Here is a 13,009-nt window from a genome sequence, read left to right as displayed (position 1 = left end):
CTAGATTTGAAGTGTTTATAAAGCGTGGACATGGGCTGCATTATATATAGAATAGCGGCCAAAACTAGTACTAAAGTATCTTTTTCAAGGGTTTATTGGTGCCTTATTTAAATATTACAGGGTTAATGACAGCCTATTCGGTGTTAAAAAGCAGTGCAAATTATGCACTACTGGCACCTTTAGACAATCAGTTATTAGAGTTAGCTAGGCATATTCTTGCTAATAACAAAGGCTCTGTATTCTTGCTTTCTGAACACGTCGATATGTTCTTTAATAGTGAGCAAGGTGATGTTTTTTATCAGTTATTTGAGCAGGGTCGCTTATATCCATTTTGTTTACACTATGATCCAATTCTAGCAAAAAAATTACATTTTTCACGTCGGGTGATTAATGAGCTAAAACACTATGACGAACTTAAAGGTAGTACAGTTATTGTGCATTTACATAGTGAACGAATTTCAATGCTCAACGAAGCGCAGTTAATAAAAAAGGTAAGTTGTTATCGTGAACTGGCCATATCTCAAAGTGCAACTGTCATCTTTTTAATTTCGGGTGCTGATGTAAGTAGTGTGCGACGACAGTTTTTGGGTATGAATACACTTTTTGATGGCATGATTTTTATGAGTCAAGAAGCCTCAATTCGTACCTTAGAATATGATTTTTGGAGTCACAGCGAAGGGGTTATTGCAGCTAAAAGTATTAATTTACAGTTGCTTAATAAGCAATTATCGGTGTTTGAGAGTGATGTAGATGCACACGCTGATAAGCGTTCAATGCACCAGGAGCTTGATGAAGATGAAGTATGGGTAGTACGAAGTGCGGTACCACAAGGCACTAAGCTTCCTGCTCTTTACAAAGTTGTTGAAGATAACGACACACTATATAAAACAGCGCTGACTCGAAAAGCTGCCACGCTGGTTTTTTCAGTAACACGCTACACTGATTTATCTGCTTTAGCACAAGAGTGTTTTTTGCTTCGTAAACAATGCGGGCGTAAATTAAAATTAGTTATTCAGAATGTGGATGGCATTATTCGCCATCAAGATGAGTGTTTGTTTTTAGCCTTGGGTGTAAACCTGATTTTGTATAGCTTTTCGGAGCCATCTAGACTGTTATCACAAATTCAGTCTATACAGGGGTTTCAATTCTCAAGGCCCTTACCCGATTCAATTGATGATGTATTAAAATATAGTGAAAGTGCATTAAGCAAAGGGTATTTACCTATTCTGCGTTTTGCAGAGCAAGTGTCAAAACACAGTGACTCAGCAGCTAACTTAGGTGTTAGTGGGGTGTTGGTCATGTTGCAGCTTTTACCGCGCATTGAAGCGATTCACCCCTTGCATTTATTCCACGTAAAACGAGAGGGGGATCTATTTAGTTATGCCGATGGCTATATCTATTTATATTTGCATGCGTGCCGTGAGCATGATGTCGAAAGTGCAATTAAACACTTGTTTAAATTACAAGTGAGTGATTTCTTTACATCGAAAAATATTATTGCTGATCATTTTTACATACAGCAAGAGTGTCGACGAATTCAACGTGACTACAATCAACAGGAAGTACCAGACTACACAGAGCAATTGAAAGAAAATGTTAGCTATATTTTTGATGCCAAAGTAGCTGATATTACTAATTTAAATACTGAAACCCCTGAATTTAAAAAAGTCATTAGACCGCTATCAACACCTGTTTCAGTTGAATTTAAAAGTGATAAAACATGAGCTTAAACCAGTTTTTAATTACCTTTGTAATCGCGCTAATACTCGGTGTTTTACTCAGTAATGTAGGCAAGGTATTACTAAAAAAAATAGTGCATGTTTATCGAAAACTAACATTCAGGCATGTACTACTGACCCCGTATACTCCCAAAAAGCAGAAAAAGGATACCCAGTGAGGCTCTCAGGTTTAGGTGTTTGGAACTTATATTTCCTTATAAAGTTTTTTCTATATAGTCGTTCAGATATCTCATTTGACTTTTTAGCTAACTTAGCTTTCTTTGCTTTTTTGGCTGTATCTTTTCAGCAGCAATGGTTGACGCGTATTAAGCACATTGTAGGTGTTATCGTGGGCATCGCGCTGTTTTATCATGATTCATGGCTGCCCCCGATATCACGATTAACCAAGCAAGCTGGGAATGTTCAAGATTTTAGTTTAGGTTACTTTTTTGAAATAGTCTCACGGGTGGTCAATATTGAGCTAGTTTTGGCATTATTTGTGCTGTGTATAGTGTACTGGTATAGCGCTAAGTGGCTCAGGTACACGAGCTTGTCTGTGCTTGGGTTTGCGTACGCTTATTGGCTGAGTATGTCAGTGCCTAGTGAAGGCTTAAGTACACCGATAGTTGTACAAAACCAGTCCCCTTTACTTGGAGAAAAGACAGCCGCATCAGATGCATCAATAGTTGAAACGCCAGATCAACAATTACAGGCTTTTTATCAGCAGCAAGCACAGTTAAAAACTCAGTTTCCAGCATCTTTCAATGGCCGTCCTTTTGATGTCGTGGTGCTTAATATATGCTCCCTCGCTACGGCTGATTTAAATGCTATTGGTGTTGAGCCGCGTAATCTCTTTAATGATTTTGATATATTGTTCAACGATTTCAATTCAGCTACGTCATACAGTGGCCCTGCTGCTATTCGGCTTTTACGAGCCAGTTGTGGCCAAACCAGCCAAGATGAGCTATTTGAACCTGTTGATAAACAATGTAAGTTGTTCAGTAATCTCGCTGAGTTAGGGTTTAAGACCTCTGTCGCTTTAAACCACGATGGTCATTTTGATGATTTTATTGGCTTAATTAGACAGTATGGGGGGGTCTCAGTTCCTAAACTCGATTTTAGTCAGTTTAGTCCCGCTCAGTATGGGTTTGATGGTAAGCCTATTTACTCTGATGGTGAGGTTTTGTCTGCTTGGTTAAATGAACAAGCAGCAGAACAGTCGCAGCCAAGAGCACTCTATTATAATTCGATTAGTTTACATGATGGTAATCAGTTAGCTGGACGTTCACGCATGAATAGTCTTGAAAGTTATCCTGCTAGGCAGCAAAGGTTGTTCTCAGATATTGCACAGTTTATTTCACGGCTTGAACGTGAAGGTCGAAATGTAATGTTAGTTGTTGTACCAGAGCATGGTGCGGCACTAAAAGGAGATAAGTTACAGTTTGCAGGGCTTCGAGAAATACCCAGCCCAGCGATTGTATCTGTACCGGCTGCTGTTAAGTTTATTGGCCCTGATATAAAGCACAGTGAATTACATGAAGTAGATAAAACAGTGAGTTACTTTGCGTTGTCTGAATTAATTAGTAATGCAATGAAATGGGATGTTTTTTCAGGTGTGGTGAGTGTTCAACGTTTAATTGCCAGCCTACCGAGCGCAGCCAAAGTTGCAGAGAATCAAGACACAGTAATGATGTATATCAAAGGGCAACCTTACATACAATTAGATGGTGCTGAGTGGACTAAATACCCAAACAACTAATGCGTTTGGGTATATTTGTCCAAAAATCTTTACAATAGACTACCCTCGCATGGGGAGTTAGCGTATTATTCGCTTACTATAGGTTCCCGTTCTTTGAGGATGTATGCGTTTAGATATTCACTGTGCCGACCGAATTGGTATCGCCCAAGAGATTCTCAATATTTTGGTTAGTTATCAGGTTGATTTAAAAGGTATCGAAGTAGATTCGGTTAATTGCCGAATGTATGTCAGTTTCCCGCCAATAGAGTTTGAGCAATTTCAAAAGATTATGCCATCAATTCGATTAATTGATGGTGTGAAGGATGTCCGAACAACCGCATTTTTACCTTCTGAGCGTGAGCATAATGAGCTAAATACATTATTAAGAGCCCTGCCAGATGGCGTCATTTCGATTGATGCGAAAGGGTGGGTGCGTTTATGTAATGATGCTGCGTGTCGCGACTTACAGTTGTCTGAAAATGAAGTGATTGGCGCAAACATCAATAATTTATTGAAAGGATTTAACTTTACGCGTTGGCTTGAGGGCAAAGAAGTACTTGGCCAAACAACCCGTGTAGAAGTGGCAGGTGAAGATTTCATTGCTGACATACTACCTATTTCTGTTCCACAAGGAGCTGAGGGAGATGTACTCGCCGGTGCGGTTATAAATATCAAATCACAAAGTCGCTTAGGCCAGCAAGTGAGCGCGTTTCGACGTTATGGTCAAGAAAGTTTCGCGACTATTCATAACTTTAGTACTGCTATGCGTCGTGTGGTTAGAGAAGCGCGCAAGATGGCACAACTTGAAGCGCCGATATTAATTACCGGTGAAACAGGCACTGGTAAAGAGTTGCTGGCACGTGCTTGTCACTATGCATCTAATCGCTCGGTTAAACCTTTTATTGCTTTATCGTGTGCATCTTTACCGGATGACGTCGCTGAATCTGAGCTGTTTGGTTACGCTGGCTATGAAGAAAATGCCGCCCCTAAACGTGGTGTTTTAGAGCAGGCTGATGGCGGTACGGTATTCTTAGATGAAGTTGGCGAGATGTCGACGCAACTACAAACGAAATTACTGCGCTTTTTACAAGACGGTACTTTTCGCAAGGTTGGAGATGAAAACGAAGTAAAAGTGAACGTGCGTATTATTGCAGCGACACAAAAAGATTTACCAGCCATGGTGCAAGAGGGCACATTTAGAGAAGATCTTTATTATCGAATCAATGTGCTAACCCTTGAGATAGCACCACTTCGTGATAGAAAGGCGGATGTAGGCCCATTGGCTGAGCACTTTATCCAAAAATATGCACAGCAGAATGGCCACTCAGTGCCTGTTTTATCGGATGATTGTTTAAGCTTTTTGCAAGACTATCCATGGCCTGGCAATGTGCGTCAGTTAGAAAATGCGATTTACCGTGCCGTCTCGTTGTTAGATGACAACGAACTTAGAATTGAGCATTTGCAGCTGCCTACATTCACTCATGATCTAGGTTATTTGGAGTCAGACTTTGAAGGAACGTTAGATCAAGCGGTTAAACGCTTTGAGGCCACATTATTGCGAAAATTGTACCCTGCTTATCCAAGCTCCCGACAGTTGGCTAAACGTTTAGGTCTAAGTCATACTGCGGTTGCTAATAAGCTAAGAGATTACGGTATAAATCGTAAAACCGTAAAGGTCTAATACCAATTTCAATATTATCTAATAAACTGGTATATAGAGACAATCAGCAAGCTGCATTTATTGCGGCTTGCTTTTAAGCCTTATTGTTTTGTGCCCATATCCTTGGTTACACCATCAAGAACAAGGTTACTGATGCCATTATCGTCAAATTTAATGACAATGCTGATGTTATTACGGGCGAAGAAATAATCGCGGTTGTCTAAACTAATAACATAGTTTCCTTTCACTGAATCAGTAAAGTCACGTTTTTTAAGTGTCAGTATGTGTTCACCAATTTGCCAATTAAACCCTTCAAAAAAGCCGTTATTAAACTCTTGAACCCATATCTGTTTTTCATCTTTACTTAATGTAATCGCTACCGAGTAAGATTCAGGGAGTGGCATATCATAAGTTTTGTTGCCAATAGTGAACTTTTCAGCATCTTGTTGCCATGCAAAGCCAAATTCAAACGCTTTTTCTACGCCGGTTGGATAGCTTAATGCGCCTTGCCCTTGGTAGCTAAAATCTGCAAAAGCTGAGTGAGAGAATAAGCTTGCCGCCATTAGGAACACTAAATTTAACAATTTCATTAGATTATTCTTTTTTATACTGATTTATGCACAGATTAGAGCAGAATATTCGCCTTAGCAATATGCTGTGATACACTTTGGTTATTATCAACTGGTTAGACCTTTACCGTGAATCTCTACTTTCGACTTATCTTATTATTTTTTAAAATTAAACGTAATCGTGATTATCAACAGTTACTCGATACAATTGATATTGATTTCAAAGCCTTACCGAGCGATTGTGATATCAATTTTCACCTAACTAATTCACGTTATTTGGCAATGATGGATATAGCTCGCACTTGGATGACCGAGCGTGTGGGTTTATTAAAACACATAATGAAACGCCGTTGGTTCCCGATCGTTAATGCCACAGCTATCACATACATTCGTGATATCAAGCCAATGCAAAAATACACTGTAAGTACTCGCTTAGTTGGCTGGGATCACAAATACTTTTATATTGAACAAAAGTTTCATTCGGATAGAGGTTTGCACGCAATTGCTTATGTACGCGGCGTTTTTAAACGAAAAAAAGGTGTTGTCAGTGTTGAAGAAATGCTTGAAGTTGCTGGCTTTAAAGGGGTTGCACCTATTTTGCCTGCCGAGGTTATGCACTGGAAAGAAATGCTAGAACAGAAAAAATTAACCAATAAATAAAAAAAGGCCGTAAAGGCCTTTTTGTGCGTATGGGCTTTCACTAAGTGAAAGAAGTTAGAATTTATATTTAACGCCAAACATAGCTACAACAGGGTCGATTTCGACAGTTGATGTAAGTGCTTTTGTGCCATTAGCGTAAACAGTTGCATCTGTATCAATATCAATTAATGCAACCATGCCGTGTAGACCCCAGTTCTCGTTCATCATGTAGTTGAAGCCCGCTTGCGCTGCAAAACCAAATGAGTCGTCTAGTTTCACTTCAACATCATCAGTACCTAGCGTTGCTTTTAAAGCTGCTGATGGTTGCTCATCAAAGAAAGTCGTATAGTTAATACCTACGCCAATAAATGGGCGGAACTTATAAGTTGAGTCTAAAAAGTGGTACTGCGCAATTAAAGAAGGTGGTAGCTGCTTGATGTCTGCAATTTTGTTACCAGCAAGACCGCCAGTACCTTGGATGTCGTGACTAAATGGTGTCGCAGCAACTAATTCAAGTACCCAATTATCATCAAATGCATAGTCGATGGTAAGACCTAATTGTGTATTATCATCGCCACGTAAACCTAATGTCGGTGCTTCGTTTATTTTTGAGCTGTCGTTATCTGGGTTTACATTAATCGCACCCACGTTAACGCTTAAATTTGCGTTTGCAACAGGAGAGAGTGCTAATAATGAAGTCAGTAATGCAATGCTTAATTTAGTTTTCATGCTGTTCTCCACGAACTACTTGTCTTGTTTGGTTGAGGCTATTATTACCGAGCTTGCTAAGACAAAACCTGTTCTAGATCAAAGTTTCAAAAATGTTTGAATAAAGTGAAGCTATTTTTTGATTTAGATTAAGTTTTTAATTAGGTACATAGAAAAAAGGTTGACTCGAGTTCACTTTAAACTCAGGCAGGTCTGATACAATAAGCTGCTTTTAAAATTTTAGGTGTGTTTAATGACAGATACTCAACATTTATTTCTTCATGGTTCAATAGCAAAAGCACTGTTGAAATTGGGTATCCCGATCATCTTAATCAATATTTTGCAATCTGCTTATCAGCTTACTGATGCCTTTTGGGTTGGCCGACTTGGCGCCGATCAAGTCGCTGCTGTGTCTGTGAGCATGCCTGTCACATTTTTAGTGATAGCCATCGGTTCAGGTCTTGCAATGGCAGGGGCTATTTTATCCGCTCAGTATATGGGAGCAGGCTTACAGGATAAGGTGAACCACGTTGCTGCACAAACAATGTTGATGGTCACAGTCACTGCAACAGTGTTAGGTTTGATTGGTTATTTTCTGTCCCCATATTTTTTAGTTTTACTTGGTGTTGAACAGGCTGTTTATGGTGACGCTTTGAAGTTTATGCATGTCTCTTTTATAGGGGTTGTTTTTGTATTCATTTACGCAATGTTTCAAGCGTTAATGCGCGGAATTGGCCAAACTAAAATTCCGCTTATTATTGTTAGTGGCACTGTATTACTTAATTTTGCCCTTGACCCATTGTTGATTTTTGGCTGGGGCCGTTTTTCAGGATTTGGGGTGATGGGGGCTGCATTAGCAACACTTATTACTCAGAGTCTTGCGGCACTAATTGGCGTATGGGTCTTTTTGCGGGGCCGTCATGGTATTCAATTAAAATTGTCGAGCTTTAAGCCTGACTGGCAATATATGAAACAAGCCTTCTTGTTAGGAGCACCAGGCTCCGTTGAGTTATCAGCACGGGCATTTGGGCTGATAATCATGTCATTTTTGGTTGCCAGCTTTGGCACCTACACATTGGCCTCTTATGGGGTAGGTTCGAATATTTTGCAAATGGTGATGATCCTTGCAATGGGGTTGTCGATGGCGGTGTCTACTTTGGTAGGTCAAAACATGGGAGCTGGAAATCCAAAGCGAGCAGCACAAATAACGCGACTTGCTTGTATATGGGGCTTAACTGGGTTGTCGCTGGTGGGAGGAATTGCTTATTTATTTGCTGAATATTTAGTTGCCTTTTTCATTCCTGATGATCCGTCTGTCATTAAAGGTGGTGCTGAGTTCATTCGTAAAATGTGTTTAACTTGGGGCGGGATCGGTGTGCAACTTTGTGTTGTTGCAACCTTTAGAGCATCAGGAAATATGCTCAATGCAATGATCGTTTCTTTGTTAGCGCAGTGTGTTATTCAGTTCCCAGCTGCGTATATTTTATCAAAACATACGGCGCTTGGTCCGCAAGGGATCTGGTACTCGTTTGCTCTAACGAATGTACTTGTGGCACTCATAACCTATGCATGGTTCTTAACAGGACGTTGGCAACGTACAAAATTAACGGAAGAAGACAAAGATATTGCTAAAGTGACGCAAGAGACCTTAATAGAAGAAGGAAATCATTAATTTAATCTTCACACAGCAGTCATAATTTCGAGTTGTAATAACCCTACATAGTGAAAAAGCTGGGGTTATTATGAGTACAGAGCTCGCGCCAAAGTTACAGCCACACAGCGATGTGGTTAAAGCATTACAAACATTAATCCAATTTAAGTCAGTCACTCCCCAACAGGCGGGGGCGATTGATTGGCTTGCGACAAAGCTGACTCAACTTGGGTTCGAGTGTGAGGTGTTTACTTTCAACCAAGTCACTAACTTAATTGCTAAAGTTTCATTTGGTAGCGGCCCTGTGGTGGCGTTTTCTGGGCATATTGATGTGGTGCCCGCAGCCGAAGGGGATTGGCGAGTTGCTCCTTTTTCTGGTCACGTTGTTGATGGTGCTGTGTATGGTCGTGGCGCTGCTGATATGAAAGGCGGTGTGGCGGCTATGCTATGCGCTACAGAAAAACTTGTTACTCAAAGCGAGGATAAGCAAGGAACTTTCTATTGGCTAATTACTTCGGATGAAGAAGGGGAAGCTGAATATGGATCGTTGCTTATCGCTGAGCGATTAGCAAAACAAGGCATTGTGCTCGATGGTTGCTTAGTGGGTGAGCCAACAAGCCACCTTCATGTTGGGGATACGATTAAGAATGGTCGTCGTGGTGCTTTATCGGCACGTTTATCAATCCAAGGTAAAGCAGGGCATGTCGCTTACCCGGATAATACAGTCAATGCTGCACACTTAAGCGCCGAAGTCGTCAAACGATTAACTGCAATATGCTGGCACAAAGATGAAGCTAGCTCAGCGACTACTCTCCAAGTCACCGGTATTAATATTGCGAACGTAGTCGATAATTTAGTTCCCGCCAGATGCGAGTTGACTTTTAATGTACGCTATAGTCATGGCTATAAAAGTACTGATGTGAAAAAAGAAATTCAATTTGCACTTACAGATCTTGCCGATACGATAAAAATTCAATGGGAACGTCCTTGTGAGTCTTATTACACTGCTTATCAATCACAAGATTGTTTATTGAATAAACTGGAACAAGCTGTGCTTGAAGTGACAGGTAACTTTCCATTACTCAGTACCAGTGGGGGGACTTCGGATGGGCGATTTTTTGCCAATGAGCACACCCAAGTTATAGAGTGTGGGGTTTGTAACAACACGATCCACCAAGTCAATGAACATGTTCCCATCACTGATTTACTGTGTATTGAAAAAATTTATTACGCAGCACTTCGCAATATTTTTAGCTGAAGACTCATTTTTAAAACAAAGAAGCCGGCAATAAATGCCGACTTCTTTGTTTTTATAATATGGTAGGAATTATTTTTAGCGTGACTGACCTAAGTATCGCTTGGCCTTACTCGGTTTAACTTTATCTAAATCAACAAGCACTAAACCATCAATACAATTGTTAAATTCAGGGTCGATACTAAAGCTTAAAAACTGCACACCACCTGGCTCACAAAGCTCGGTATATTGTTTGAACAAGGTCGGGACTTGGGCGCCAATATTGGCGAGTACATGTTTTAACTCAACAAAGTCCTCTTTAATATCATTACCCATAAATAGCTGAGCACATTGCTCTTTTTGTTGTTCGGTATGACGAAATTCATTATTAGGAATCGCCAATAGTTGCTCTGCCCCATAATAATGTTGGTAATAATGAACCAGTAGCGACTTTGCTTGCTCGGGGAGTGCGTTTGACACACTCACTGCACCAAATAAATAACGGTATTGTGGGTAGCGATTCACAAATGCACCAATGCCGAACCATAAATAATCAAGGCTCTTTCTACCCCAGTACTTTGGTTGCACGAAGCTACGGCCAAGTTCAATGCCTTTTTCAAAATAAGGTGCCATGTCATCGCTGTAGTTAAATAGGCTGTCAGTGTATAGACCTTTGCGGCCATGTTTCTCAATGATGTCTTGTGCACAGGCGAGTCTATATGCACCCACTAATTCAAGCTGCTTTGCATCCCATAAAACAAGATGCTGATAATCCATGTCGTATTTATCTATATCTCGACGTTTACCACTGCCTTCCCCGACTGCCCGAAACGCAATTTCGCGCAGTCGTCCTAGCTCACGGAAAATCGGCGAGCTACCACAGTATTGATATAAGTAAATTTTCATACCATCTGATGTTTCACCCAATAATTCACACTCTTCGATGGCCTTTTTTAGATCTTTAGTTGCTTCTGGGCTTGCTATAGGTGTTTGAGTTTTCAAAGGCAGCGGTTTTTTAGTGACAAGTCGATATAATTGCTTTCTTATTAGCTGCGCGATTTCTTTATCTTTTAAATTTTCAATTAAATATGATTCAGGTGGAATTGAAGCACCAATTTCAAACTCTAATGATTTTTGACGTTGTTTGAACATTTCTTTTACTAACAACAAACTCGCTAACGGTTTATAAATCATGGAAGTGCCGTAAAACAAAGGACTATTTTTCGCTTTAATGTAAATCGGCAAAATAGGGGCGTTGGCTTTTTTGGCCATGCGTAAAAAGCCACTGTTCCACTTACAGTCCTTAATTCCTGTGGGGCTTAAGCGAGATACTTCGCCTGCTGGGAAAATTAATAGCGCACCATCCGACTTTAAATGCTGTTGGATATTAGCCAGTTCTTTCTTTTTACTGGTGCCAGAAAGGTTATCAACAGGGAGTAGTAAAGAGTGCATAGGGGTGATAGACATCAGCATGCGGTTGGCAACCACTTTTAAATCTGGTCGCACGCTTGATAAAACCTTAACTAATGCTAATGCATCGAGTGAGCCGATAGGGTGATTTGCCACAATAACGACGTTACCCTCACTGGGAATGTGTTCTATTTGCTTTGGCTTGTAGCGTGTGTCAAAGTCTAGCTCATCAAGAACCTGCTCAACAAATTCAAGCCCTTGTAAATGTGGGTATGCATCACCAAAGGCAACAAATTCCTGCTCGTGTAGCAAGTAACCGAGGCCTTTTTTAACTAAGCCTTTTACTTTTGGTGAATTTTCTAACTGTGGTAAATTTGCTTCTATTACTTTATCGACACTGATCATACAAACCTCAACATAAACGCATTCAGCGATGAGGTTAGAGTAAGAGTTCGCTGTGACAGTTAGGTTGCAGTTGTGTGACTTTTTAAAGAGCGCTTTGAGAGCGGTTCAAAATATGGAGAATACAATGATTTTACTTGTAGCTGTAACAGGTCGAGATTGCAGCCAATTAATTGCTCGATTACAAGCGTTATTACCTGAGGTTGACGTGCAGCTTTGGTCTGAGTGTTCCAACTATGAAGCAGTAGAGTTTGTGCTTGCCTGGAATGCACCTTCTGATTTATGGCCTAAGCTGGTAAATTTAAAAGCCGTGTCTTCATTTGGGGCTGGTGTCGATAGCATCGATTTGTCAGCGATAGCAGCGCATGTTCCCGTTGTTAGAATTGTTGATGATAATCTTGCAAATGATATGGCAGAGTATGTGTTGACCCATGTATTGGCACACAAGCTTAGGCTCAAAGAATATTATTTAAAACAATCAGCCAGCACTTGGAAGCCAAAGCGCGCGTATGCACATCAACATGTGGGTATTTTAGGCTTCGGCGAGTTAGGCAAGGCGGCAGCGATGAAGTTAGTAGCAAATGGCTTTAAAGTGAGTGCATGGTCAAACAGTGAAAAGCAGCATCCAGAGGTTAGCTGCTATCACACACAGCAAGGGCTTAATGAGATGCTTCCTTTGGTTGACTATCTAGTATGTTTATTACCATTGAATCAGCATACAGCGGGTATTATTAATGAAGATCTATTAGCGATGTTGCCTCCTCATGCGGTTGTCATTAATGTGGCAAGAGGTAAGCATGTTATTGATACAGATTTAATTTCGGCGCTAGATAGTAATAAAATACGTGCAGCCACATTGGATGTATTCACTCAGGAGCCTCTAGATAAAAAGCATCCATACTGGTCTCATGACAAGATTACGTTAACGCCCCATTGCGCTGCTTTATCTGATATTAACAGTGTAGTTAAACAAATCGCGACTAATGTTAAAAGATTAATTTGCGGGGAAGAGCTAATTAATAAGGTTGATAGAGCAAAAGGTTATTGACAAAGTGTGAATTAATTTATCAAACGTCTTGTTAACATCTGTAACTTTGTTATGCTGGGTAAGTACAATAAACAATAATAAGAAGAGGCGTTATGAAATCTAACCAAAATGGGGCGAAATTTAGTCTAGTCATTGTGTCAGTCATCGTTTTAGGTGTCTCTGCATGGTTTAATCAAGCGAATGCAAGTGAAACGCATGTTCAACCAGTAGTAAGTAACCAAAAATAATCGTG

11 protein-coding genes are annotated in these 13,009 nt (G+C 40.3%); 8 read left to right on the top strand and 3 right to left on the bottom strand.

The genetic code is table 11. The annotated features are described in order from the left end of the window. Positions 1-98 precede the first annotated feature (98 nt). From bcsE to tyrR, 3 genes are all read left to right on the top strand, one after another. The gene (gene bcsE, locus L3V41_RS10245) at positions 99-1,724 is read left to right on the top strand and encodes a cellulose biosynthesis protein BcsE (protein ID WP_237127661.1); all 1,626 of its coding nucleotides are present in this window, start codon (positions 99-101) and stop codon (positions 1,722-1,724) included. Between the two features lie 169 nt (positions 1,725-1,893). Then, entirely contained in the window at positions 1,894-3,477 is a 1,584-nt protein-coding gene (bcsG, locus tag L3V41_RS10240) for a cellulose biosynthesis protein BcsG (protein ID WP_237127660.1), read from the top strand. Between the two features lie 103 nt (positions 3,478-3,580). Further along, the gene (gene tyrR / locus L3V41_RS10235; RefSeq protein ID WP_062570500.1) at positions 3,581-5,137 is read left to right on the top strand and encodes a transcriptional regulator TyrR; all 1,557 of its coding nucleotides are present in this window, start codon (positions 3,581-3,583) and stop codon (positions 5,135-5,137) included. A gap of 80 nt (positions 5,138-5,217) precedes the next feature. Here tyrR and L3V41_RS10230 read toward each other — a convergent pair whose 3' ends face one another. Beyond that, entirely contained in the window at positions 5,218-5,706 is a 489-nt protein-coding gene (locus L3V41_RS10230) for a hypothetical protein (protein ID WP_062570501.1), read from the bottom strand. Positions 5,707-5,814: 108 nt separating this feature from the next. Here L3V41_RS10230 and L3V41_RS10225 point away from each other — a divergent pair, with 108 nt between their 5' ends. After that, positions 5,815-6,345, top strand: coding sequence for an acyl-CoA thioesterase (locus L3V41_RS10225; RefSeq protein WP_062570502.1), 531 nt, complete (start codon positions 5,815-5,817; stop codon positions 6,343-6,345). 54 nt (positions 6,346-6,399) lie between these two features. On the opposite strand, the gene L3V41_RS10220 is transcribed toward L3V41_RS10225, so the two are convergent. Continuing rightward, the gene (locus L3V41_RS10220; protein WP_062570503.1) at positions 6,400-7,053 is read right to left on the bottom strand and encodes an OmpW family outer membrane protein; all 654 of its coding nucleotides are present in this window, start codon (positions 7,051-7,053) and stop codon (positions 6,400-6,402) included. A gap of 232 nt (positions 7,054-7,285) precedes the next feature. On the opposite strand from L3V41_RS10220, the gene L3V41_RS10215 reads away from it, so the two are divergent. Beyond that, positions 7,286-8,704, top strand: a complete 1,419-nt coding sequence (locus L3V41_RS10215) for an MATE family efflux transporter (RefSeq protein WP_237127659.1) — start codon at positions 7,286-7,288, stop codon at positions 8,702-8,704. A gap of 70 nt (positions 8,705-8,774) precedes the next feature. Beyond that, complete coding sequence (gene dapE, locus L3V41_RS10210; protein WP_237127658.1) at positions 8,775-9,941, top strand: succinyl-diaminopimelate desuccinylase; 1,167 nt, start codon at positions 8,775-8,777, stop codon at positions 9,939-9,941. A gap of 75 nt (positions 9,942-10,016) precedes the next feature. Here dapE and L3V41_RS10205 read toward each other — a convergent pair whose 3' ends face one another. Further along, positions 10,017-11,732, bottom strand: a complete 1,716-nt coding sequence (locus tag L3V41_RS10205) for a lysophospholipid acyltransferase family protein (protein ID WP_193988572.1) — start codon at positions 11,730-11,732, stop codon at positions 10,017-10,019. Between the two features lie 124 nt (positions 11,733-11,856). Between L3V41_RS10205 and L3V41_RS10200 the strand changes: the two genes are divergently transcribed. Together L3V41_RS10200 and L3V41_RS19930 are read left to right on the top strand one after the other, a co-directional pair. After that, entirely contained in the window at positions 11,857-12,777 is a 921-nt protein-coding gene (locus L3V41_RS10200) for a glyoxylate/hydroxypyruvate reductase A (protein WP_237115034.1), read from the top strand. A 92-nt stretch (positions 12,778-12,869) separates the two neighbouring features. After that, the gene (locus L3V41_RS19930) at positions 12,870-13,004 is read left to right on the top strand and encodes a hypothetical protein (RefSeq protein ID WP_267135597.1); all 135 of its coding nucleotides are present in this window, start codon (positions 12,870-12,872) and stop codon (positions 13,002-13,004) included. Positions 13,005-13,009: the final 5 nt, after the last annotated feature.

This window comes from Pseudoalteromonas sp. L21 (genome assembly GCF_021728035.1).
Taxonomy (GTDB): domain Bacteria; phylum Pseudomonadota; class Gammaproteobacteria; order Enterobacterales; family Alteromonadaceae; genus Pseudoalteromonas; species Pseudoalteromonas arabiensis.
This window is presented reverse-complemented; position numbering and strand designations above follow the sequence as displayed.